Genomic DNA, 23,573 nt, shown 5'->3' on the forward strand with positions numbered 1-23,573 from the left:
AAAACTCCTCTCAATTTTCAGTATCTACTTCTTGGTATATAGAGATAGATAGATTTCCTTTAGTGCTTCCTCCGTTACTGCGCGTGGATTGGTTTTCGTGCAGTCGTCCTGTAAAGCAAAGGCCGCGATGGTTTCACCCGCCTGCTGATAAACCGACTCAGAAATTCCAAAGCAGCTAAAGCTCTTTTCCATCTCTAAGGCTTCATTTAATAATTCAATTGCTAAAATCAAATTGGCTGTGCCTTCTTCGGTTGTAGCCGCCGGCAAACCTAAAAGCTTAGCTAGCCGACAATATTTCTGACCATTTTCTGATTGGGCATTGTAGGCAATCACCGCTGGCAAAAGCAGCGCATTGATACGACCATGGGGCAAATGATGAATCCCGCCAATCGCGTGGGCCAAGCTGTGATTGATCCCTAAGGAACTGTTGGTAAAGGCCATACCCGCTAAGGCTGAGGCCTCGTGCATTTTTTGTCGCGCCGATAAGTTATCCGGATGCTGAAAAACTTCGATCAGTTTTTCAAAAACCAGCTGCACCGTTTTTTCGGCTAAGGCATCGGTGAAGGTACTGGCATTGGTTGAAACATAGGCTTCCAGGGCATGGGTCAGTACGTCCATCCCGGTATCGGCCGTAATTTTAGCCGGTACGGTTTTCACCAAATCAACATCCAAAATCGCTACCTCTGGCACTAGCCGTTGATCAACATAGGGCTTTTTATCGTTACTGTTAGTAATCACCGTAAAGGATGTTACCTCGCTGCCGGTTCCGCTGGTTGACGGAATCGCGATGAAATCCGGCTTTTGATAAGCGGCAGACAATTTGTAGTTGGCTAAAATCATACCCTTAGCTGCATCAATCGCTGAACCGCCGCCGATGGCAATCAGGCAGTCCGGTTGAAATTGATTCATCTGCCAAACTCCTTCACCGATCGTTTCTACTGTGGGATCCGGTGTGATGGCATCAAAGAGTAAAAAGGCTTTATCGGTTTGATGGAACTGTGAACTGATCTGATCGACAAATCCCAGCTGCACCATCATCGGGTCCGCCACAATCATGGCCCGTTGATAAGGGCTTTGACTGAAATACTCCCTTAGCGACGTATCAAAAATGACCTTTGAGGCAATCGTAAAATCTTTCATTCTTGACTCCTTTCTAAGAAGTTTCAGACAGTTTCTTCAAGGCTGCTTCAATTAATTTACGCACATCGTTGTCCGAAATATCCACGGTGCTTGCGCCGATAGAAATCGCTGCTTGAGCTGTATCCTCTGAGCCTCGCAAACTTTCCATCGATTTCACGCCGTAAGCGGCTTTTCTAATGTTGATTAAATGAAGCGGCGTGATGTTATCCGAGGTTGAGCTGCCACCTACTGCGCCACAGCCTAAAGTTAAAGCCGGTTCAAGATTGGTGGTGCCGCCGATTCCTCCCAACGCACCAGGTGTGTTGATCAACATTCTAGAAACGGGTTTATGCAAAGCAAATTCTTTAATGACCTCTTCGTCTTGGGAATGGATACATAAGGTATGCCCTCTGCCTTCCACATTTAGCAATTCAATCGAACGGTTGCAGGCATCCAGCCAATTTTCTTCAATGTAAAAGGCAATCACTGGGCAAAGCTTTTCTTTGCAGTAAGGATTGCTTGGTGCTACCGTTTCTTGCGGTGAGACTAAAATCGTCGTATTCTCAGGAACAATAATATCGGCCATCTTCGCCACCTGAACCGCCGTTTTCCCAACAATCTGCGGATTCATCGTCCCGTTGCCGCGTAAAATGAAACCGGCTAATTTGTCGCTTTCAGATTCAGAAAGGAAATAAGCTTGGTGCTTCTTCAATTCAACAATCACTTGTTCTGCGATCACTCGCTCTACCACAATTGATTGCTCCGACGCACAAATCACGCCGTTATCAAAAGTTTTACTGGCAATAATATCAGCAACGGCTTGTTCCACATTGGCTGTTCGTTCGATGAAGGCTGGACCATTTCCCGGACCCACACCAATGGCCGGATTGCCGGAACTGTACGCCGCCCGAACCATTGCTTCGCCGCCGGTTGCTAGAATCAAGGCGGTGTCGCGATGCTTCATCAGCTCTTCGGTGCCTTTGGCAGTTAAAGTCGTTAGCGCACCGATAATTCCATTAGGCGCTCCCGCTTCTGAAGCTGCTTGACGCAAAATTTTGACCGTTTCTAAAATCGCATTTTTCGCCCCGGGATGAGGTGAAATGACAATGCCGTTGCCGGCTTTGACCGCGATTAAGGCTTTGTAGATGGTGGTGGAGGTTGGATTCGTTGAGGGAATCAACCCGGCGATTACGCCCATCGGTACCGCCACATCCATGATCCGTTTGTCCTTGTCATCTTTCAAAATTCCAACGGTCTTCAGATCCTTAATACTGGACCAAACCACGTCGCTAGCAAATTTATTTTTTAAGGTTTTGTCTGTCACATTGCCAAAGCCGGTTTCTTCGTTGGCTAGCTTGGCTAGGTAAGCCGCATTTTCGCTGGTCTTCTTAACCATCGCTTCCACGATGGCGTCGATTTGCTCCTGCGACATTTCAGCTAATTTCTTTTGGGCCTTTTTAGCGGCTTCGATCACGAATCTTGCTTCTTGGATCGATTGTAAATCTTTATCGTATTCCACTAGTTATGTCTCCCTTCTCCTTGATGCTCGTTAAGAAATTCTCGTGCTAAGTCCGTCATTTTTTGAGAAGAACTTAAGTAAGCTAGCGGGTCTTGCTTTACATCCTTCAAGGTTAAAACTTTGGTTGAGGAATGTACTTGCGGTGTTTCCATTTGTTTGATTATTCGGCTCTTTTTAGTAATAAAATCTTCAAAGGCTTCCTTCCAGTCTTGCAAGGTCAGGCTTTGGACACCCAGCGTCTTCAGCTTGGCTTCATGATCATAGTAAAGCTGCTGCATCGCTGGATTTTGATTGATTTCTCGAAAGGCAGCAAATTCATTGTCGGTCAGCCAGCAGTGATTTGCGGCCATGACCGGCTTTGCCATCAGCAATCCTTGATTCACCAAGGTAAGCGGCAAATTATCAGCAACGCCTAAGGCCAGCTTGGCTAGACTATTGCGGGTCAAGTAGGGAATTAAAATCAAGTCTACCTGAGCTAAATCCGCCAGCACAGTTGCATCAGCTGTTTGAATTAACCCACCTAGCTGCTCCCATTTCGAGGAATCGAAAAATTCTTGGTAGGCCTTGGAAAATACAAACTGGTACTGACAGTGACTTTGGTGCTTCTCCAATAAAGAAAAGATATGCTCTTCCTTTTGATTGCTGCCAAATCCCACCACCAACACGTGATACTGTCTTTCCGTCAATTCAGCCAATACTTTCTTCAGCAAAAGCTCTAATTCTTCGGCATTCATCGGCCTCACCTCAATTATCTTTGACGATTTCGACAAAGGTATTTTTATTGGCTAATCCGGCCGCATTCGCTTCATCAGTGTCAAGATGACATTCCAGTCGGTAGCGATCGCTGATTCGCACAAGCGTGTTGTAAAAAACTGCTTGGCGTTCACCGACTGTCTTGATCGCCACGGCATCCCCTTGAACAACCTCAAAACGTTGTGCATCTTCTGGGGTCATGTGAATGTGGCGTTTGGCGATAATCACGTTTTGTTTCAGCTGAACCGAGCCTATAGGTCCCACAATTAAAGCCGAACCGGCATTGGTTAAATCTCCAGATTCATTGGTGGGAGCCTTGATGCCTAACTGGAAGGAATCCGAACGGGAGATTTCCAGCTGCGATTCGCTGCGAACCGGACCTAACACCCGAACGTTGTGAATCGTACCTTTAAGACCCACCACGGTAACCGTCTGCGCTGCCGCAAATTGCCCAGGCTGCGACAAATAGTTTTTACGAGTCAGCTCAAAGCCTTTTCCAAACAACGTCTCAAGATCCTGCTGACAAAGATGAATATGCCGATTAGAAATCCCCACGGGAATCTTCTTTTCTGCCGACTGTTCCTGCTTCTGGTTTATCTGACTCAACAGCTGCTGGGCAACTGCTAGTAATTGTTCATCAGAAAATTTCGTGCGATTCATCTATTTTCGCCCCTGTCTAATATAGAGTAGGTGTAGATGAAGAAGGAGCATCTCCGCCCAGTGCTTCCAGTGAAGCCAAACCAACTTCTTGTGCACTAAGCAATGCTTGCTTCACAGCGCCAGAGTCGCCAGTAATGGTAACAATAATTTCATTCGAGCGAGCCGTTCCGCTGTTAGGACTTGCAAAGGTAACGATGGAAACGTTGGCTGTCTTCACCGCTGTATCGGCCATTAGCAAACCAATCGCAGCCGGTGCACCAACAATAATCCCAAATGATTTTCCAACCGGTGCGGTAAAGCCCATTTCCAAGGCTTGACTTGCCCGTGCGGTATAATGCAATTCAATATGTCCAGCGTCATTGCCGTACACATTGCCAAAGTTTTTCTCAACGGCTGACAACGTAATTTCAACTGCTCGACGTGCATCAGACACATCTTCTGCTGCAAAGATAATGGTAGCTCCATGTCCAGCACCGCCCTTTGTATCCCGAGCCATTTCGATTTTAACGATTTCAGTATTTGTCGCTTTCACTGCTTCATCGGCGGACATGATATGCGGCGCGCCGCCGGTACGGGCACTTAAGAACCCAATCGAGCGATATTTACGATCCAAGCCTAAATGTTCATGCAGCTGAGGATCAATATTGGCGATCACCATGCCGATGGTATCTCCCATAGCTGTTCCCACAAATTCAGTTAAATGGACTTCTCTGCTGGTTCTTGCTGGCGCCGAGTTGGTATTGTTTACCCGTTTCTGCGCTTCAGATAGTACTCTTTCTAGTAATTCTTCGTTCATTGTATTTCCTCCTATTATTTTGTATTAAGTTGGACTGTCATCCTAAACTGATTATTTTGGCAAGATAACTGATTCGATATCTGAATGTGGTCTAGGGATTACATGCGTAGACACGACTTCACCCACTCCGTTTGCCGCAGATGCTCCAGCATCAACCGCCGCCTTGACTGCCCCGACGTCTCCTCTAACAAGCATAGTGACTAATCCTGATCCAATTTTTTCTGATCCCACCAGCTGCACATTGGCTGCCTTAACCATTGCATCCGCGGCTTCAACCGATGCGATAAATCCCCGCGTTTCGATCATTCCTAAAGCTTCCTGACCCATAATGTACCCTCCTATAGCGTTTTTTATTCACAAGTAAATTTTAACGAGAAAACGTTTCCTTTTATTTGCTGGAGACGACCAATTATTGGCGGCAGATGACTAGCAAAAATATAACTATTTTGACTTTATATAATAGAAATGACCTGCCCATGAACCTTCCCAAGTCATACATTTCATTAAATAAATTTGATATAATGAAGGAAATCGTGCAAATGTATTCTGGGGAGGATAACTATGGATTCGAGGGAAAAGTTACACTTAACTGACGTAATCGATATCGATCTTTTGCAAAATGTACAAGACAAGCTGTCTAAGCTGGTAAATGTATCCGTTGTCACTGTTGATTCTGAGGGAAATCCAGTGGGCGATTTAAACAACTTCACGCCCTTTTGTGATTTGGTGCGTTCGTCAAACGTAGGAGCCCAGCAATGCATCGCCTGTGATGCCCAAGCCGAAAAGAAATCATTTTTAGAAAATCGCTCCATTACATATGATTGCCATTTAGGCCTGAAGGATTGCTGCGTGCCGATTATCGTGGATGGTGAGCTTTTGGGGGCCGTACTAGGGGCGCAGGTCTTAATCAAAGACCCCAACAGTGAGGAAGATCCTCGTAAAAAATTTAATGTACCTGAATTAGCCGCTCAGCTTGAGGTCACTGAAAGCAAACTGCAAGAAGCCATTGATCAACTAGCCATTGTTGAGGAAAGCTATTTGCAGGATTGTGTGGATCTGTATGAATTAATTGCCAATTACTTAAAAGAAATGGGCTTAAAATCCATCGCTCAAAAGCAGTTCGTCCAAGAGTACCAAGAAAAACTAGCCTACGAAAAGCGCCTGAAAAGTGCCGAGCTGAAAACCATCGAGGCTCAGATCAATCCGCACTTTCTCTTTAATACCTTAAATACGATTGCCCGCATTGCCATGAAGGAAAACGCCGAGGACACTGAAGAGATGATTTACAACTTGTCCGACCTGTTACGCTACAACTTGCGGCAAACGGAAGAATTCCCAACCTTGGAAAGTGAGTTAGCTAACATCAAGCGTTATCTGTACATTCAAAAAACCCGTTATCAAGATCGTTTAAATTATACGATTGACGTACCAGATGAACTGCTGCAATGCTGCATCCCAAACATGATCATGCAGCCGATCGTTGAAAATGCCATCATTCACGGGATTGAACCGCTGTTAAAAGGCGGCCAGGTGGCGGTGTCCGTTACTAAAGAAGATGACTCGATTATTGTGGATGTCAGTGATACCGGCGTAGGGATGTCGGAATTTATCAAATCAACCATTTTGGATTATTCAGCCAGTAAAAAGCATCCGGGATTAGGCGTGAACAACTCCCATCTGCGTTTGAAGGATTATTTTGGCGAAGGGTATGGGCTGGTGCTGGAGAAAAAAGAAGGGTTTGCTACGACGGTTAAGATTATTTTTCCCGCTTTTACGGATATTCGACAGCTTAAAACGAAGGAGCGTGCCTAAATGAAATACAAGTTGCTCATTGTCGAGGATGAGAATTTCGAAAAAGAAGCCTTAGAAATGATCGTCAAAAAGACATACAGTGAAATCAGTATTGTCGGCATCGCCAGCAGCGGCAAGGAAGCCATCAAAAAAGCCAAAGTGTTTAAACCAGATATTATTCTGATGGATATTGGCATCCCCGAGCTGGACGGCCTTTCGGCTCAACGGCAGATTTTAGAATTTTTGCCGGACGTTCGCACGATTATCCTAACTGCCTACTCAGATTTTCAACACGCCCAGGACGCCATTAACTGCCGAGTGGTGGACTACTTAGTCAAGCCGATCCGAACCAAGAAACTCACCCAGTCCATTGATCGGGTGCTGGCTGATTTACAAAAAAATCCCGTCCATACCTCGTTCATCCAAGAAACTACCAAAATTTCCCAGAACGAGTTTATCCAACAGGCCTTGGTATACATTGAAAATCATTACCTGGAAAATATTCAGGTGGCTGAGCTGGCTAAATTGCTCTATCTTAATCCCCAGTACTTCAGCCGCTTGTTCAAAAAAGAAATGAACATCAGCTTCAGCGAATTTTTGCTGCTTTATCGTTTAGAAAAATCAAAGGATTTGTTGATCGAAACCGACCTGCCGATTTACGCCATCGCCAGCAATTCCGGCTTTACCGATTCTTCCTATTATTGCAAGACCTTCAAAAAATACGTCCACATCAGTCCGTTGAAGTTCCGCAATCAACAAAGAAAAGGGGACCTTGCTTCTCCAAGCTAATTTTAATGCTGCCAAAAAACCGCCTGAGTCTGTCGCAGATTCAGGCGGTTCAATTTTTATTGGCTTATTTCAATATCCGCCGTATCCACTTCAAATTCTCCTCATTATACGGGGGAAAAATAAACGGCGTATCCATTTTCTTCGATGACAAAATACTGCGAGCGTTAGAGAAGGTTTCAAAGCTGTATTTGCCGTGATAAGAACCAATCCCGGACATTCCGACACCGCCAAAAGGCATTTTGTCAGAAACTAGATGCATAATTGTGTTGTTGATGCACAAGCCGCCGGAGCTGGTCCGATCGATAATGTATTCCTGCTCCTTCTGGTCCTGAGAAAAAATGTACATCGCCAATGGTTTCGGCATTTGATTGATTTTTTCGATGGTGGCATCCAGATTCGTATAAGAAATAATCGGCAAAATCGGGCCGAAAATTTCTTCCTGCATGGCTGCGGAATTCCAAGAATTTTCCAACAGCGTCGGCTCAATATAGCGATCATCCGGATTGACCTCGCCGCCGAACAGCCACTCATCCTGGCAGGCTTCCAGCAAATCCATCAGCCGCTCAAAATGTTTCCGGTTCACAATGCGAGCATAGCTGTCGCTGCGGGCAATTCGGGTGCCATAAAATTCCTCCAGCACTTTGCGGGCCTCATGAATAAAGGCATCCTTCACCTGCTGATGCACCACTACGTAATCGGGAGCAACGCAAGTCTGACCGGCATTAATCGTTTTACCCCAAATGATTCGTTTGGCAGCCAGCCGGATATCGGCGTCTTTGGTGACAATTGCTGGACTTTTGCCGCCAAGTTCTAAAGTTACCGGCGTCAGATGCTCGGCGGCAGCCTGCATCACAATTTTGCCGACTTTTTCGCTGCCGGTGAAAAAGATGTAATCAAAAGGACAGCTTAATAAAGCATTGTTGGTATCCACGCCGCCTTCCACCACCGAAACATATTGTTGATCAAAGGTGTTTTTAATCATGCTGGACACCACTCGGGAAAAATTCGGTGTCAGCTCAGAAGGCTTAACCACCGCACAATTCCCCGCCGCCAGTGCGCCAATCAGCGGTTCAATCAACAGCTGGAAGGGATAATTAAACGGTCCGATCACCAATACCGTGCCATAGGGTTCATAATGAATACGGCTAGATGAAGGCCACAAGAAAAAAGGCGTACTCACCCGCTGATCCTTCGCCCACTTAGGAACTTTTTTGATCATGCTGCTAAGACTTTTTAATACAAAACCGATCTCAGTCGCATAGGATTCCTGGGGATGCTTGCCTAAATCCCGCTGGAGCGCCTCCATTAATTGCGTTTCATAATCGATAATGCTTTGTTTTAATCGTTTTAATTGCTCCACCCGGAACCTTGGATCTTTGGTTTGATGGGTGGCGAAAAACTGCTGATGCTGAGCCAGCAGCTGATGGGCATCTTCTTTGGTCCATTCTTGTACCAAGGTTATCCTCTCCTTCAGAGTATCATTTATCCTTACTATAGAGGAAATAGGCTAGAATGAACATTTTTTCGCTTAAATCAGCAATTTATTGACAATTTCTCTAAAACATCGCCGTAATCTCCTGCTGAATCAACGCCAACCAATCCTTCGCTTCCGACATAAACAACCCTGTCATGGAAACCACCAGCTGCTTTTGCGGATTCACATAAATCGTATTACCGCCATCCCCAAGCGCCGCAAACGAACGCTCATCATCCAACGCCCACCACAAATAACCGTATTTCAGCCCCAACTTTTTCCAAGCACTCTGCTCTCTGGTACTTTCTTTAATCCATTTCTCAGGAACCAGCTGCTGTCCTTCCCAAACGCCGCCATTCAAATAAAGCTGTCCGATTTTCGCCAACTCTCGCGCAGTTAAGCTCAGTCCCCAGCCAGCCGTATGCACACCAGTCGGTCCGGCCACCCACCCCCTCACACCAGTTGTTTGATAAAAGGCCATCTGTTCCTCCTTGTCACGAAAAGTAATCGTCTCCTCCATCTGAATCCCCATCGGATCAAACAAATTTTCCCGCGCAAAATCCAGCACTGATTGCCCCGTAGCTTTCACCAAAATCCCCGACAAAATGTCTGGCCCAATTAAAGGCGCATACTTAAACTCGCCCACACGACCTCTGCCCCCGATTGCCTCCAAAGAAAACTTCACCCAATCAGGACTAGTAAAATATTGGGGATACGGATTAAGCATTCGTTTGTAAGGCACCGTCATCGTCAGCAAGTGCCGCAGCGTAATCGCCGAAAGCATCTTTTCTTTTTTAGGAAACGAATATTCCGGGAAAAAGTCCAACACCTTTTGATCCAAACTCGTGATATATCCCTTTTCCAACGCGATCCCAATCAAGGCTGAGACGATACTTTTCGTCACCGAAAAAATGTGCACCGCCGTATCTGCTTCGCATCCGTTGAAATACTTTTCGTAAACAATCGTACCCTCTTGACTAACAGTTATCCCCGCCGTATTCCCATACTCCCGCTGAATTTTCGCTTCCAAAGCGACAAATTTTTCGTTTTCCATTGTGCATCCCTCCATTACTTACTATCAGGTTAAGCGTTCCAGTAAGGGCAAAGTCAACCAAAAAAACCTCAGAGAAATTGCTCTCCAAGGCTCCCCACATTAAGTTAATTCATCTCTTAACGCATCAATAATATTTTCCTTTCTCAACTGGCTCACGGCGTACAGCATGGTAATAATCACGATCAGAAAAACACTCAAGATGCTAATGGCCAGACTGCTCCAAGGGAAAATAAAAGAAATTTCTCCGCCTCCCATGACGATCCCTTGATAAATCAACCACGACGCACCCGCCGCAATCGGCACACCCACCAGTAAGGACTGCATGCCATAAAAGAAGCATTCGAAAATCATCATCTTGTTAAAATCACGGTCTGCCATTCCCACCGAACGCAGCATCGCCAACTCCCGCCGCCGCAGTTTGATGTTGGTGGAAATCGTGTTGAAAACATTCGCCACCGCAATCAAGGAGATCATCACTACAAAGACATAGGTGAACACATCCACTACAAAAAGTATATTGCGATTTTGGTCAAACATTTCCTTGGTGTTGTAAAGGTTATAGGCCGCGGAGTGTCCTGTGCCTTCAATGATCTCTTTCATTTCCTTGACTGACTGGGCCGGGTTATTCGACAAGAAGGTCAGGCCTAAATTCTCCTTGATTCCCGGCGGCGAAAACTGTTCCTTCAATTTATAAGGTGCCACAATCATAAAGACAAAAGGCTTGTTTTCACCGGGCTGACTTGGCAGCGTGTCTAACGGAATCGTATCCACAAAGGTGATCGCGATATCCTGCGTCTTACCAGTTACAGGCTCACTTTCCAGTTCGGGGGTAACTGAGAAATTCTGCTCGCCGGCTTTGAACATGTCGATCAATTCACTCTTTTCCTTCGCTTCACCCTCCCCTTGGACCTTGGCAACCGCCGTCATTTTGCTAGGATTTTCCAAATATTCGTCGGCAGGCAAATCCAAAGCCGCAAGAAATTTTTCGTATTCACTGTCTTCAATAAACTGGATGTCCAGTGGCAAGGTTATCTCTTCATCTGATTGATCATAACCTGCTTGTGCTCGGTAATCTTTTGAAAAAGCGCTGATCGGCACAGTAGTGGAATAAGTAGAAATTGCCTGATAGGAACTATCGGTAACTCCATCCACCTGTTGGAATTTCTCGTACAGCTGAAACAGCTCCGCTTCCGGCAGGTCAGTGGTGGCAAAGATGATATCAAAATCTGTATCCACTACGGAAGTTTCCGCCGCTTGCTTCAAGTGACTGCCGAAAGACTGCGCGGAGACGAACAGAATCACACTTAGCGCCAAGGACAAGACAATACTACGGTAACGTTTCTTGTTTCGTTTGAAATTTTTCAAAGCCAAGGTGCCTTCCAAGCCATAAATGCGTTGCGCCAGCCTTGACGTTTTGACTTTTTTCGCTTCAATCTTGACCTCATTGGTTTGCCGAATGCTTTCCATCACCGGCGTGTTCGCGGCTTTCCGCGCCGGAATATAGGCCGAAATCAGAATCGTAACTAGACTCACCAAAGCCGCAAGAGCCAAAACCGGCAGCGAGATGTTCAAGGTCAGGGGAACGCTGTTATAAAGAATGTTGCTGAAATTTTTCGCTACTACTGAAATCACCAAACGAATACTGCCTAAGCCGGCCAAAATTCCTAAGGGTATACCGATTACCCCGATGCAAATCCCTTCAAACAACACCGAATTCCGCAACTGCCGAGGAGTTGCCCCAACAGAAGAAAGAATGCCGAATTGCTGGGTCCGTTCATTTAACGAAATCACAAAAGAATTGTAAATCAGAAAAATCGATCCCACCATCACCAAAATTACCAGGATGCCGCCTACCGCATAAAGCAGCGCATTAAAAATCTTGTCATTGGAGGCACCCATAAAACGCAACATATTTTCGTTAAATACATAGGCGTGTTTGCCAGCCTTTTCTTCTCCGTAGGCATTTGCTTTGCGAGGATTTTTCAAGGTAACAAAAACACTGCGGGTTTTCGATTAATCCGTGGCTGCAGTGATCAAGGTATAGCCCGGCGCCGTAGATTCCTCAAAGCTGGGTCGCTGACAAATTCCGACGATCCGATACGTTTTTTCCGTAGTCGGCACTACCGCTTCACCTTCCGAAAGGTATGGATCATGCTGTCCCAGAATTTTGTTGCCCTCAATCCGATCACCCACAGCTAAAGTTAACGTGTCGCCAATTGCATAATTGACCCCGCCGTTTGCGGCAAGATGCGCCGGCAGCAAAACCTCCTGACTATTTTTCGGCAACCGGCCGGCTGTAATCTTTAGCGGCAGCTGGTCAAAAGCTTCCTGGCCAAAACCAGCAACAAACAAATAAGGCTTGTCCGGATTGTTCCCGTTTTCTAGCGTGGCATAACCCAGGTTTTGAAATTCTGTGGTACTGACAGCCTCTTCGTCCTGCGCCCGCGCCGCCGCAAATTTTTCATCAACGTCTAAAAATTCCACATGCCAATCGCCGTACTTCACCATCGAACCTTCCACCATATAATTCTGCAAAGAAATCGCAAATGTCGCCACCGCCGTAATCATCGCCGCCGACAAGATCACCCCAATAATAGTGACCAGCGTACGGGTGCGGTTTTGCTTCATATTTTCCAGCGTGACTTTATTGAAGATGTTCATGATTGCATCACCCGCTCATCACGAACCACCTTGCCATCGGAAATACCGATAATCCGATCCGCCTGTAACGCAATGTTTTCATCATGGGTCACCACAATCAAGGTTTGACCATATTTCCGGTTGCTCAGCTTCAATAAGTTAATAATTTCATGTCCATTGCGGCTGTCCAAACTCCCAGTCGGCTCATCGGCTAACATCACAGCTGGCGCATTCATCAAGGCCCGCCCCACCGAAACCCGCTGCTGCTGACCGCCTGAAAGCTGATTGGGCAAATGATTTTGCCGCTTTTCCAAACCTAATAAATCCAGCAATTCCCGTAAGCGTTCCTGATTTACTTCCCGTTTGTCCATCAGGATCGGCAAGGTGATGTTTTCCACCACATTCAGAGTAGGAATTAAATTGTGAAACTGGTAAATCAACCCCACCTGCCGCCGCCGGAAAATCGCCAGCTTTTCATTGTTTTGGGCATAGACATCCTGTCCATCCAGATACACCTTGCCGCTGGTGGGCACATCCACGCCGCCAATCACATGCAAAAGTGTCGATTTCCCCGAACCCGAGGAGCCGATGATGGCGGTGAATTCGCTTTTTTCGATCGTCAACGAGACATCATCCAAGGCGACCACCCGACTTTCCCCTTTGCCGTAGATCTTGCTGAGGTTTTCAATTTTTAATAGCTCCATTTTACGAGACTCCCTTCTTCTTGACTCACCTCTATCATAGAGCCTTCAGCTTGCAGCCAGGTGACTTTCAGGTGAGAGATCCGTCACTTGGGAAAACGAATCGTAAAAAGCGCGCCGCCTTGGGGAACATTCTTGGCCGTAATCGAGCCGCCTTGCCGGACAATGATCATTTTACTAAGAGCTAATCCAATGCCGAAACCAGTGGCGTTGGCGCTCTTCCCTCGATAAAACCGTTCAAATAAATGAGGCAAATCGACTGGATCGAAGCCTGGACCGCTATCTTGAATCTCCAGCTGGGTAAACAGCGGATTGTCAGTGCAATGAATAGTTATCTCTCCCTTTTCACCAGCACTTTCCATGCCATTTTTCAAAATATTTTGCAGCGCCTCCGCCAACCAGCCCATATCTCCAATGATCACAGCTCCCTCAGGCACCTCTAGCTGCACCGTCAAATCACGCAGCTCCATCGGAATCGCCAACGGTCGCAACGCAGTTTGAAGCAAAGCCTCAACCTCCACTGGGTCGTTTTGAAACTCCACTACCCCAGCATCCAAACGAGAAATTTTCAATAATGCTGTCAGCAGCCAATCCATCCGCACCAGCAGTTCTTCCGTTTCCCGCACAAAAGCTTTACGTCCTGCTTCCTCAGAAGAATTCTCCAACAATGACAAAGTAAGATTCGCCGAAGTCAAAGGTGTCCGAAGCTGATGGGCCACATCCGCCAGCGAATCTGCCAAGTGTGCCTTCTCCTTTTTCAAGGCCTCATTTTGTTCCCGGATACGCTGAGTCATTTTGACAATCTCACTTTGTAAAATCGACAGCTCCCCTTCGTCCAATTCTTCAATAAATAAACGCTCCTCATTATGCAGCACCAAATCAATTTGACTGGATATCCGGTTTATACTTTGGTACCTCTTTTGAGTAAACAGAAAAAAGACCGCACCAAAAATCGCGGCCGAAACTAGCAGTAAAAGGCCCGTCGCCAGACTAAGCATGAAGCCAACAACACTAAATAAGACAACTAAGACCAAAAATAAAAGCGAAAACTGCCGAAACTCCCTATTGCGAAACATGGTCTGTGCCTCCCAACCGATACCCCGTTCCCCGAACCGTCAAAATAATCGTCGGCTGGCTGGGATCATCCTCGATCTTTTCCCGCAGCCGCTTGATATAAACCGTCAGGGTATTGTCATTAACAAACTCCCCGGCGGCATCCCACAACTCATCCAGCAAGCGCGCCCGCGGAATAATACTCTTAGGATTATTAACAAATACCAGCAGCAGCCGATATTCCAAAGCCGAAAGAAACACCTCGCTGCCGGCCTTTTTCACCACACCGTTGGCGGTATCTACCTGCAGCCCCTGAATCTCAAAAACCGCCTGCCCGCCGCTGCTCTTCCGCAACGCATTCTTGATCCGAGCCACCAGCTCCCGCGGACGAAAAGGCTTCGTCACATAATCTTCCGCTCCCATGTTCAAGCCAGTCACCACACTCGCCTCATCATCAGAAGCCGTCAAAAAAATCACCGGGATATTCTGTGCCGCCTTCACCTCGGTGCAAACCGCAAAACCATTACCATCCGGCAAAGAAATATCAATCAGTGCCAAATCAAAGCGATTGTCTGCGATCAATTCCAAAGCTTCACTCCGCGTCGCCCCATGAGTCACCGTGTATCCCTCTCCCCGCAACAGCACATTCAAATTCTTAGCAATCGCTGCATCATCTTCAACCAGTAAAATTTGCGTCATCGGTCACCCCTCCACTCTCTATCTATTTATAAAAAATAGTTTCCTATATAATGCTCACTTAAGTATACCACGCTGAAAATTTACGCTTCAAAACTCTTCAGTCACATTTGCTTGCATACAAAAAAGCACCACAAGACTTCATTGGCAAAATCTTCCAACAAAAATCTGCGATGCTTTTACATGACCGTAATCAGTTTTACGGCGAACCGATAGAACAAAGACATTCCCACTACTGTATTTTTCCGCGAATACAGCTGAAAAAACTCATTTTGAGTCATCAGATTCAAAAAAAGTGTAGCCCGAGTTTTTCCGATACCTTTATTTACCGGTTCATATCTAATATACGACAAAAAAGACGAATTGTTTTAATTTTTCCGAAAAATTTTTATCTTCAATTTATGAGAAAAAAATGTTGCGTTAGCTCACCCTCCTAATTTTGCTAAGAGATCTATCCTTAAGCTAACAAAACGAAACTCATTTAGTTGCCAGCCACTCAATCTACCGATAAACTATTGATAAAATAGAACAAAGAAAGAAGCGTGCCAAATGAAATCAATATTACTGATCGGTCAGTCCAACATGGCTGGACGAGGCTTTATCGAAGACGTCCCCCTTATTCACCACGAAAATATCCATATGCTGCGTAATGGCCGCTGGCAGATGATGGCCGAACCGATTCATTTTGATCGGGAAATTGCCGGAATCGGACCAGCAGCATCCTTTGCCTTGGAGTGGGTAAAAGCTCACTCTGGTGAATCATTGGGACTGATTCCTTGTGCGGAAGGTGGAAGCGCAATGGATGAATGGGCGCCGGATAGCGTGCTGACTCGCCACGCTCTAAACGAAGCAAAATTTGCGATGGAGAGCAGCGAACTCATCGGAATCTTATGGCACCAAGGTGAAAATGACAGTCTGAACCAGCTGTACAAAACCTATGCAGCCAAATTGAAAACACTATTCGATCATCTGAGGAAAGAGTTAGACGCCCAAGAAATCCCCATCATCATCGGCGGCTTAGGCGATTTTCTAGGCAAAAGCGGTTTTGGGGCCAGTGCCGTTGAACACGGGGAAATCAATCAGCTGCTGCAGCAGACCGCGGAACAAGAAGATAACTGCTATTTTGTGACCGCCCAAAATCTCACGGCCAATCCAGACGGCATCCATCTTGACGCTGTCTCCCAACGAAAATTCGGCCTGCGATATTACCAAGCCTTCTCCCAGGAAAAATCAGTTTTCGAACCTTTATCGGAAGAAGACAATCGGCTGGAACAGTTGAAGACAGAACCAACTGCCGCCATTCGGATGTATTTGTTAACAAAAGAATTTGCGTTGGGGAAACTGACCGAAGAAGAATTTTTCACAATTTATTCAGAAATTATGCAGGGAAATTAACGTAAAGCGGTGGAGAGCAAAAAAACTCCACCGCTTTTCAGAATGTTTTTTACTCACAGAATATCATCGTGAGACCCGGTGCGAGTTAAGGTTAAAACCAACTCAACTTCATTTATCTTATAGATCAATAGTCAATCTTGTTGAATATGTAATTCACGGTATCCTTGACAGTTCCCCCTTGCTGATTTCTGCATGCCTCCTTGCAAAAACACATCAGACTCATACGTGGCACATTTCTCGATAATTTAACTCTCCCATCACAAAAATAAATACCCACTATTCTCTTTTAGATAAATCCGCAAAACAAACTTTGCTATACTATAGATAGCAAAATCTGTCACAAAGGAGCGTTTAAAATGAGTGAGATTAGAGAGTTGTCCGCAGAAGATTTAGCCGCCCATACGGAAATCGCCTTCCACGCCTACCCTAGCTTTAAAGATTTTTCGCCAGAAGGCAAACTACGGTTTACGAATCGCATGCAAACGATGCGAGTGCAGGACCCGCAAATTAAATTTTATGGTTTATTTGAAGAAGACAAGCTAATTGCCCAAATGCGCCTGCTGCCCTTTGAAATGAATCTTTTTGGCAAAATGACTTTAACCGCTGGTTTAGGTTCTTTAGGTGTACATTTGTTTCATAAAAAACAAGGTATTGGTCACAAAATGCTGGCTTATTTCGAAGACTACTTTCGTGAAAAAAACATCCCACTCGCTATGCTTCTCCCCTTCGAACCAAGTTTTTATCATCAGGCGGAGTATGGCTACGGTACAAAGCTGAACCATTACTGCCTGGCAACTCCAGCCTTGCCGAAATACAAAGCGCCTTGTCATTTGGTTTATTTAACATCGAAGGACGAAAGTAAATTACGGAATTTTCACGAAAAAATAGTCCAACAAACTCATGGCATGGCAAAGAGATATAACTATGAATGGCAGGACATCTTTACTGATCCTGAGAACATCCTCGTTGCCAGCCTGAATGAAGCGGCCGAAATTGAAGGTTATCTAGTATTTCAGTTTAAAAATACGAAGGCTGATAATTATACTCGTAATCAAATTGTTGTTAAGGAAATGCTTTATCAGAATCCCTTGGTTCTACGAAAACTCTTGGGCTTTTTACGCAATCAAGATGATCAAGCACAATCCGTTCAATTCAAAACGTTTGAGCCAGGTTTCCATTTTCTGTTTGACAATCCGTTAAATGATTCCAGGAACTTTCTTGATTTCGGCTATTTGGAAACCAACCAACAGTATATTGGCAACATGTACAAAATCCTAGACATCCCAGCTATCGTCCAGCAAACGCAGCATCGCAATTACAATAGCGCAGATTTGTCGGTTGCCTTCACAATTTCCGATGGTTATCGTAAAAAAACCGCGGAATATCAGCTGCTAATTGAACAGGGAAAGGCCAGACTTTTAGACTCTTCCAAGACCGCGGAGATTTCAGTTGCGCTATCCTTGGCTGATTTTACTTCAGCTTTTGTGGGGGCCGTTAGTTTTAATGATTTATATCGAATGGGGCAGCTGCAGACAGAACAGCCACAGGTACTGCTGAAATTGGATCAAGCCTTTTACCTGGAAACTCCGCCAGTCGGTTGGAGTGACTATTAATCACAACAAATTTTATATTCATCTAATAACAGTCAACTTGGCAGATCAAAGCAGCAACTTTTGCTCAATCGCCAAAACAGAGAGCGACTCAGAAGTTGAGCCGCTCTCTGTTTGTGTTTAAATTGTCATTGATTGAACAAATTCTTCTTTGATTTTGTATGCATTTTATTTTCAGGTCGTTAATTCCACTGGAGCTTTTTTTACTTTCTTCTACTGCAGATCTTCGTTCCCGTTCTATCAACTATCTCCCTTAATCAAACTTCCATTCTACCGACTATTCATCTGACTTTTTTAATTTCAAAAAAAAATATTGTTTAGCAAGAAAGGAATACCTGCTATTCCATTTAAGTATATTTTGCCTTCAATAAAGCTTTACATTATTAGTAAAGAAACTGTAAATTCTCCAACTTTTGTAATAGCGAACTCAGTTTTTCTTGCTGATTATTTAAGTGTTAAAAATAACGAAGAAGGCGTTTACAAAACGGAATCTTACGCTATACTTGAACTATAGCAGTTGCATGATGGCAATAACTAACCAAAAAAGGTTTGTGTTGTGATCATCGAGGGTTATATCTGGAAAGGAGATGAACTAATCTAAAATTAAATGCATTGGGAGGAGAAAGGATGGAAATTAGAACGCTGCAAACATTTCAAGTAGTTGCCGAGGAGCTTAACTTAACTCGGGCAGCCATGAAATTGAATTATTCACAACCGACTGTTACAAAACATCTGAAAAGCTTGGAAGAGGATTTAGGAACGCAGCTTTTAGAAAAACGCAATGGTCATTATGTACTAACCTACGCTGGGGAAGAACTGTATAAGCGAGTCATCACCATTTTGAAAGAGGTGAATATGATCAAAGGAATTCCAGCCGATTACGGCGCACGATCCTTTGTGAAGGTACAAGGTCATGATTATTATTGCTACCGCTATTTGATACCTGCTATTCGCCAAATCAGCCGCAACGATCCCACAATATCCTTTAAGGTGAAGGGATCATCTAATGAGGAAACCATCAGTCAGCTATTAAAACAAGAGATCGATATAGGCATTGTATCCGGCAACATTGCTTCTTCCGACTTGAAGTATGAAGTCATTGATTATGAGAGTGTCGCATTGTGTATTCATTCAAAATACTATCGAAGCTCTTATCAGTTAGAAGATTACTTTGATCGATACCCCATCGTCATCGATCAATCAGAATACTACAACTACCAAAACTTATTCAAGCAATCCTTGAATACGCCGCAAATTATTGATACCACCAGTGATGAAGTAGTCCAAGAAGCCGTCATTAATAATGCGATGCTTGGTATCGTACGCACCGGACGGCTTCAGTCCTACATTGATTCGGGAGAGCTGAAGGTGATTAAAGAACTAACCATGCATGAACCGGTCAACGTGGTCATTAATAAAGCAAGTGTCCAACGTGAAACCATCGATCAGCTTTATAATGCCATTAAACAGCAATCCAGTTCCTTTAAATCCACGACTCATGTTCACTGGGTTTAACCCATTTCAAAAGAGCACTCCGACATGCTCTAAATAGATGAAAACAAAAATAGCCGCTTTGTCTTTAGACAAAAAGCGGCTATTCGTTTGCATGCTAGCCACTTTTTTACTCCCGAAAAAGTGAATTAGAATATCGTCAATGTTCCTGACTTGGATGACAGCATCCTTACAGTTGCGGGTACAGCGTTGGCTTTTCACCAACTTCCATTGTAATCTTCCGATTAAATATTCTAATCTATTCAATTGAGTTCAGTATAGCATATCTTTGATAGAAACAGCTGATTTGTTCAAGATTTTTAGCCCTCAGCAACTATTCGATTTCTGTTAGATGGGCTCTTCAAATCTCTTAGAGTCAGATCAGCCAGGTACATTTCTCATCAGGTTAATAGTTGTGAAAAACCTACACTTTCTCGATCTTTAAAATAGGAGATCTCAGCGAATTTTCTAAAAGCCGCAACGCAGCTTCTTGGTATTTATAGGCTAATACTCCCAATGACGCCATAATATAGTCATGATCAATTAGCACTTGAACTTTACCTGTAGGCAGCAGCTGCGAAGAGCCGCTCTCTTTTTTGAGGATTTCCTGTAAAATCTCTGGGCCTTTTTCCAATCGTGTCAGGGCGCCCCCAGTTCCAATCACATACTTGATATTGGACAAATCTTTCCCTTGGGCTAAGGTACCGCGACCTGATGGACCATATACGTAGCGGATTTTACCAGCATGACGATCAATTGCCGTTTCAACCGCAATTTTTGTTAAGCGGCTGACGAATTCCCGTTCTGCCTCATTTTTAGGAATCGCATGATACTCTTCACGCATTTTCGCTAGATCATAGCCTTCCTTCGCCAGCTCTGCTTCCCCGACGATGTCAATCACATTTTCCATATTAACATACAGGCCTAAGTCACCTTCAACCGTTCTTTTAGCAACTGGCTCTGGTGCGATTTGGATTTTGGCAATTGCTTCGGTACCTTCTGTAACCGAGTGGACATCGGTAGTTGCTCCGCCGACATCAATTACTAGTACATCGCCGATTTGTTCGTAAAGCAACTTACTCAAATTCATCACCGCAGCCGGCGTTGGGGTGATGGATTCATTGACAATATCAAAAATGTGTTCCATTCCGGGTGCATGAATAATATGCTTCTCAAAGGCTTCTTGAATCACTTTGCGGGCCGGCTCAACATTCAATTCATCAATTTTTGGAAAAACATTTTCTACTATATATAATTCTTGAGATTGATCTTCGAAAATCAAGCGGATTTCTTCATCGTTTTCAATATTTCCCGCATAGATCACTGGAATTTTCAAATCCAAAGCCGCAATTTTCTCAGCATTCTCTAGCGCAGTTTCCCGTTCGCCGTAATCCACTCCGCCAGCAAGCAGGATAATATTAGGATTTTGATCAGCCATTTTTTTCAAGTCCGTCCGGCGCAATTTTCCGGCTGTGACCATATGAACGATGGCTCCTGCTCCTAAGGCTGCTTCCTTAGCCGCTCGAACTGTCATATCAAAAACCAGACCATGAACCGTCATTTTCAGACCACCAGCGGCACTCGACGTTGCAAACATTTCTTTGTAGGTAATTTTATCCGTTGCTAATTGCTTTCGCAGATCGTCAATGCTGTTTTCCAACCCGATCCGAACATCGCCTTCTAATACCGTTGTTGCAGCCTGTCCTTGACCAATAAAGACAGGCTGATTTGTATGAATTTGATGAAAAGCATTGACGACAGTCGTAGTTGACCCAATTTCGGCCACTAAGATGTCAATTTCCATTAGCTCTCTTCTCTTTCCATCTTTTTCCTACCTTCAACAAGTGCAGTGGCAACGTTGGCACCATTGCTTCCGCGACCGAAACCGGCATCCATCCCATTTTGAACAGCTACTTCAGGAACAACCTGGGTTCCTCCTGCCATGATCATAATCTTCTCACGGATCCCTTTTTCAACAGCCAGATCATTAATGCGCTTCATGTTTTTATAGTGAATGTCATCATGACTGATAATGGTTGAAGCTAAGATCGCGTCCGCATTCAATTCAATCGCCGCATCGACGATTTTTTCTACCGGTACGCTAGTTCCTAGATAATGAACTTCCATCCCGTATTTTTCAATACCGCCATGTTTGATATCAATGATTTCACGCAGCCCAACTGAGTGTTCATCTTCTCCGATTGTACCTGCCACTAGAACGAATTTTTTCCGTTTGACCTCTTCGCGAATTTCGTCATCAGACATGACTTTTGGTTCTTCAGGAATCACCAAAGTATCCTTTTCAATCGCAAATGGCACGCGTGCTTTCAATTCAATCCGGGTACCTTCAGCCGCTTGCATGATTTCACGGTTGATGACTTCGCAATCCTGCAAGCCCATCTTTTTACCCATTTCCAAAGCAGCAAATTCTGCTACACGGCGTGATTCCGGAATCATCATGGTAATCAGGATAATCCCATCACCCATCCATTCGGCTTCTGGTTTGATTAAACCAGCTTCTCGCAATTCTTTGGTTTCTTCCAAACGCAGATTAACATTATCATTTTCATCTAGCTCATCAATAAAGATGATCTTTTCCGGTTCTTCTAAGGTTGAACCGCCGATTAATTTTGCTGGATCCTCCACTGCATCCGGATCATATTGAGCCACATTGTTGTAGCCATAGTGAGCTGTCACTGGTGCAAAATAATCTTCATCCCGTTCATAAACAGTACCTTCACCCACTCCGCCATTGATTTTACGGGAAATACCGTCACCATTTCGTTCAGGATAATTGCCAGAGTCTACAAAGAAAGCATCTTCCACTGATTGGAAGTAGCCACCTGCAGCAACCATTCCTTCGAAAAATAGAACGGCCCGCTCTTTGATTTCCCGCGCCATCTCTCTTAACGGGCCATCGTCTAAAAGCTTAACCATATCTCCAAAGCCATCTAAGCCTTGGAAGACTTGCTTGGCAGTATCTACTGCTTCAACATTGTAAATATGCCACGGCACATTTCGTCCTTCATCAGGAGTAATCGTGGACTGAATATCCGCACTAGTAAGTTGTGAAATCAGCAAGTTCAGCACATGAGTGACTGTAGCTTCACGAGTGGAAGCTTCCATATATTTGGTGTTTTGCTGAGCTCTGATTCGGTATTCACTGAAGAATTCCCGCAAAGCAACTGCATAAGGCAAATCCAAGTACATCGATGGAGCCGGTGGTGCAGTTGGCGGCACGGTAGATAGACAGATGTTAGCCTTGTCCATCCCAACCTTATAAGAAAATACCGAGTTAATCGCATGCTGTACCATCAACTCTGGCATCACCTTCCAAGCTTCCCGAGCAGTCGCATTGGCATTATGAGCGCCGTCAATCTGAGCGATACCAGCCCAAGCCATTACTTTTTTCGATTCACAGGCATCAATAAACGAGCGCACCATGTTGATGTTGCGATACAATACATTATATTGTGGATCCTGATGGGCCCCGTTCACCCCTTCTTCGGCGAACATAACCGCTACCTCTGGTCCTGCGATTCCTGAAACATAGCTATGATAATTGATTGGACGTCCAACTTCTTCTTCGATAGCATCTAAGGCTTTACGCTGCGCCCGCACCTGTTTGCGTGTAATGGGAATCCCGCCAATCCCTTGCGGAGTTCCTTCAATCAATCCATCAAAATGCGATTGACCGGCAGTCCGAATAACCATCAGATGGTCCGCGCCATGCCAAGCAGCCATTCTCATTCTGCGAATATCATCTTCAAAACGGCCCGAAGCAATTTCGGTCGTAATCGATGAGGTTCCTTGAGGATCGATATTGTCGAAATATTTCGCTGATGGCAATGGAACGTATTGCTTCAAGGATTCTGACATATCATGATACTCAAATTTGTGCAGCTGATAACGAGGCACCGGCGTACGCCAAGTCCATCCGCGACGCTTTGGATGATAATGTTCTAAATCGTCTAAAATTTCATGAATGTCCAATTTTTTATTCTTCTCAAGCTTCAGTTCTTTCCCCATCAC

Annotated in this window: 20 protein-coding genes and 1 riboswitch; of the genes, 5 read left to right on the forward strand and 15 right to left on the reverse strand. The window is 44.8% G+C overall.

Annotated features, from left to right (window positions below; translation table 11 throughout):
- Nucleotides 1–24: 24 nt before the first annotated feature.
- From JZO70_RS05740 to JZO70_RS05765, 6 genes are read right to left on the reverse strand one after another with little or no spacing between them, the layout of a single operon-like run.
- The gene (locus tag JZO70_RS05740; RefSeq protein WP_207672594.1) at nucleotides 25–1,140 is read right to left on the reverse strand and encodes a 1-propanol dehydrogenase PduQ; all 1,116 of its coding nucleotides are present in this window, start codon (nucleotides 1,138–1,140) and stop codon (nucleotides 25–27) included.
- A gap of 13 nt (nucleotides 1,141–1,153) precedes the next feature.
- Complete coding sequence (locus JZO70_RS05745; protein WP_207672595.1) at nucleotides 1,154–2,638, reverse strand: acetaldehyde dehydrogenase (acetylating); 1,485 nt, start codon at nucleotides 2,636–2,638, stop codon at nucleotides 1,154–1,156.
- Nucleotides 2,638–3,372, reverse strand: a complete 735-nt coding sequence (locus JZO70_RS05750) for a flavoprotein (protein ID WP_207672596.1) — start codon at nucleotides 3,370–3,372, stop codon at nucleotides 2,638–2,640. Before JZO70_RS05750 ends, JZO70_RS05745 begins: the two co-directional genes overlap by 1 nt.
- 10 nt (nucleotides 3,373–3,382) lie before the next feature.
- The gene (locus tag JZO70_RS05755; protein ID WP_207672597.1) at nucleotides 3,383–4,051 is read right to left on the reverse strand and encodes a phosphate propanoyltransferase; all 669 of its coding nucleotides are present in this window, start codon (nucleotides 4,049–4,051) and stop codon (nucleotides 3,383–3,385) included.
- A gap of 16 nt (nucleotides 4,052–4,067) precedes the next feature.
- Entirely contained in the window at nucleotides 4,068–4,847 is a 780-nt protein-coding gene (gene pduB, locus JZO70_RS05760) for a propanediol utilization microcompartment protein PduB (protein WP_207672598.1), read from the reverse strand.
- A 51-nt stretch (nucleotides 4,848–4,898) separates the two neighbouring features.
- Nucleotides 4,899–5,174, reverse strand: a complete 276-nt coding sequence (locus JZO70_RS05765) for a BMC domain-containing protein (RefSeq protein ID WP_207672599.1) — start codon at nucleotides 5,172–5,174, stop codon at nucleotides 4,899–4,901.
- A 234-nt stretch (nucleotides 5,175–5,408) separates the two neighbouring features.
- On the opposite strand from JZO70_RS05765, the gene JZO70_RS05770 reads away from it, so the two are divergent.
- On the forward strand, nucleotides 5,409–6,659 hold the full coding sequence (locus JZO70_RS05770; RefSeq protein ID WP_207672600.1) for a sensor histidine kinase: 1,251 nt from the start codon (nucleotides 5,409–5,411) through the stop codon (nucleotides 6,657–6,659).
- A complete protein-coding gene (locus JZO70_RS05775; RefSeq protein ID WP_207672601.1) occupies nucleotides 6,660–7,427 on the forward strand; it encodes a response regulator transcription factor in 768 nt (255 codons plus the stop codon).
- Between the two features lie 64 nt (nucleotides 7,428–7,491).
- Here the strand turns inward: JZO70_RS05775 and JZO70_RS05780 are convergent, their stop codons facing one another.
- The 7 genes from JZO70_RS05780 to JZO70_RS05805 form a co-directional block, all read right to left on the reverse strand.
- Complete coding sequence (locus JZO70_RS05780; protein WP_347565096.1) at nucleotides 7,492–8,931, reverse strand: aldehyde dehydrogenase; 1,440 nt, start codon at nucleotides 8,929–8,931, stop codon at nucleotides 7,492–7,494.
- A gap of 52 nt (nucleotides 8,932–8,983) precedes the next feature.
- Nucleotides 8,984–9,955: a serine hydrolase domain-containing protein gene (locus tag JZO70_RS05785; RefSeq protein ID WP_207672602.1), complete on the reverse strand. Its 972-nt coding sequence runs from the start codon at nucleotides 9,953–9,955 to the stop codon at nucleotides 8,984–8,986.
- Nucleotides 9,956–10,054: 99 nt separating this feature from the next.
- Nucleotides 10,055–11,941: an ABC transporter permease gene (locus tag JZO70_RS05790; RefSeq protein WP_242703804.1), complete on the reverse strand. Its 1,887-nt coding sequence runs from the start codon at nucleotides 11,939–11,941 to the stop codon at nucleotides 10,055–10,057.
- Between the two features lie 27 nt (nucleotides 11,942–11,968).
- Nucleotides 11,969–12,616, reverse strand: a complete 648-nt coding sequence (locus tag JZO70_RS22365; RefSeq protein ID WP_242703805.1) for an ABC transporter permease — start codon at nucleotides 12,614–12,616, stop codon at nucleotides 11,969–11,971.
- On the reverse strand, nucleotides 12,613–13,299 hold the full coding sequence (locus JZO70_RS05795; protein ID WP_207672603.1) for an ABC transporter ATP-binding protein: 687 nt from the start codon (nucleotides 13,297–13,299) through the stop codon (nucleotides 12,613–12,615). Before JZO70_RS05795 ends, JZO70_RS22365 begins: the two co-directional genes overlap by 4 nt.
- 83 nt (nucleotides 13,300–13,382) lie before the next feature.
- Nucleotides 13,383–14,372: a sensor histidine kinase gene (locus JZO70_RS05800; protein WP_207672604.1), complete on the reverse strand. Its 990-nt coding sequence runs from the start codon at nucleotides 14,370–14,372 to the stop codon at nucleotides 13,383–13,385.
- The gene (locus tag JZO70_RS05805; protein WP_207672605.1) at nucleotides 14,359–15,048 is read right to left on the reverse strand and encodes a response regulator transcription factor; all 690 of its coding nucleotides are present in this window, start codon (nucleotides 15,046–15,048) and stop codon (nucleotides 14,359–14,361) included. The genes JZO70_RS05800 and JZO70_RS05805 overlap by 14 nt, the downstream gene beginning before the upstream one ends.
- A 546-nt stretch (nucleotides 15,049–15,594) precedes the next feature.
- On the opposite strand from JZO70_RS05805, the gene JZO70_RS05810 reads away from it, so the two are divergent.
- The 3 genes from JZO70_RS05810 to JZO70_RS05820 all read left to right on the forward strand — a co-directional run bounded on the left by JZO70_RS05810 (nucleotide 15,595) and on the right by JZO70_RS05820 (nucleotide 19,565).
- On the forward strand, nucleotides 15,595–16,440 hold the full coding sequence (locus tag JZO70_RS05810) for a sialate O-acetylesterase (RefSeq protein ID WP_207672606.1): 846 nt from the start codon (nucleotides 15,595–15,597) through the stop codon (nucleotides 16,438–16,440).
- Nucleotides 16,441–16,796: 356 nt separating this feature from the next.
- The gene (locus tag JZO70_RS05815; protein WP_207672607.1) at nucleotides 16,797–18,053 is read left to right on the forward strand and encodes a GNAT family N-acetyltransferase; all 1,257 of its coding nucleotides are present in this window, start codon (nucleotides 16,797–16,799) and stop codon (nucleotides 18,051–18,053) included.
- 624 nt (nucleotides 18,054–18,677) lie between these two features.
- Nucleotides 18,678–19,565, forward strand: a complete 888-nt coding sequence (locus JZO70_RS05820; RefSeq protein WP_207672608.1) for a LysR family transcriptional regulator — start codon at nucleotides 18,678–18,680, stop codon at nucleotides 19,563–19,565.
- Between the two features lie 117 nt (nucleotides 19,566–19,682).
- A riboswitch (cobalamin riboswitch) is annotated at nucleotides 19,683–19,808 on the reverse strand.
- Between the two features lie 157 nt (nucleotides 19,809–19,965).
- On the opposite strand, the gene JZO70_RS05825 is transcribed toward JZO70_RS05820, so the two are convergent.
- Together JZO70_RS05825 and oraE are read right to left on the reverse strand one after the other, a co-directional pair.
- Nucleotides 19,966–21,345, reverse strand: a complete 1,380-nt coding sequence (locus tag JZO70_RS05825) for a GlmL-related ornithine degradation protein (protein WP_207672609.1) — start codon at nucleotides 21,343–21,345, stop codon at nucleotides 19,966–19,968.
- The gene (gene oraE / locus JZO70_RS05830) at nucleotides 21,345–23,570 is read right to left on the reverse strand and encodes a D-ornithine 4,5-aminomutase subunit OraE (protein WP_207672672.1); all 2,226 of its coding nucleotides are present in this window, start codon (nucleotides 23,568–23,570) and stop codon (nucleotides 21,345–21,347) included. Before oraE ends, JZO70_RS05825 begins: the two co-directional genes overlap by 1 nt.
- Nucleotides 23,571–23,573: the final 3 nt, after the last annotated feature.

It is taken from the genome of Candidatus Enterococcus moelleringii (genome assembly GCF_017377575.1).
In the GTDB taxonomy this organism is placed as follows: domain Bacteria; phylum Bacillota; class Bacilli; order Lactobacillales; family Enterococcaceae; genus Enterococcus_A; species Enterococcus_A moelleringii.

Coding starts and splice junctions, on each gene's coding strand:
- JZO70_RS05810 (WP_207672606.1), top strand. CDS start 15,595: ATGAAATCAATATTACTGATCGGTCAGTCCAACATGGCTGGACGAGGC.
- JZO70_RS05770 (WP_207672600.1), top strand. CDS start 5,409: ATGGATTCGAGGGAAAAGTTACACTTAACTGACGTAATCGATATCGAT.
- JZO70_RS05740 (WP_207672594.1), bottom strand. CDS start 1,140: ATGAAAGATTTTACGATTGCCTCAAAGGTCATTTTTGATACGTCGCTA.
- JZO70_RS05795 (WP_207672603.1), bottom strand. CDS start 13,299: ATGGAGCTATTAAAAATTGAAAACCTCAGCAAGATCTACGGCAAAGGG.
- JZO70_RS05755 (WP_207672597.1), bottom strand. CDS start 4,051: ATGAATCGCACGAAATTTTCTGATGAACAATTACTAGCAGTTGCCCAG.
- JZO70_RS05805 (WP_207672605.1), bottom strand. CDS start 15,048: ATGACGCAAATTTTACTGGTTGAAGATGATGCAGCGATTGCTAAGAAT.
- oraE (WP_207672672.1), bottom strand. CDS start 23,570: ATGGGGAAAGAACTGAAGCTTGAGAAGAATAAAAAATTGGACATTCAT.
- JZO70_RS05820 (WP_207672608.1), top strand. CDS start 18,678: ATGGAAATTAGAACGCTGCAAACATTTCAAGTAGTTGCCGAGGAGCTT.
- JZO70_RS05765 (WP_207672599.1), bottom strand. CDS start 5,174: ATGGGTCAGGAAGCTTTAGGAATGATCGAAACGCGGGGATTTATCGCA.
- JZO70_RS05800 (WP_207672604.1), bottom strand. CDS start 14,372: ATGTTTCGCAATAGGGAGTTTCGGCAGTTTTCGCTTTTATTTTTGGTC.
- JZO70_RS05750 (WP_207672596.1), bottom strand. CDS start 3,372: ATGAATGCCGAAGAATTAGAGCTTTTGCTGAAGAAAGTATTGGCTGAA.
- JZO70_RS22365 (WP_242703805.1), bottom strand. CDS start 12,616: ATGAACATCTTCAATAAAGTCACGCTGGAAAATATGAAGCAAAACCGC.
- JZO70_RS05815 (WP_207672607.1), top strand. CDS start 16,797: ATGAGTGAGATTAGAGAGTTGTCCGCAGAAGATTTAGCCGCCCATACG.
- pduB (WP_207672598.1), bottom strand. CDS start 4,847: ATGAACGAAGAATTACTAGAAAGAGTACTATCTGAAGCGCAGAAACGG.
- JZO70_RS05825 (WP_207672609.1), bottom strand. CDS start 21,345: ATGGAAATTGACATCTTAGTGGCCGAAATTGGGTCAACTACGACTGTC.
- JZO70_RS05785 (WP_207672602.1), bottom strand. CDS start 9,955: ATGGAAAACGAAAAATTTGTCGCTTTGGAAGCGAAAATTCAGCGGGAG.
- JZO70_RS05775 (WP_207672601.1), top strand. CDS start 6,660: ATGAAATACAAGTTGCTCATTGTCGAGGATGAGAATTTCGAAAAAGAA.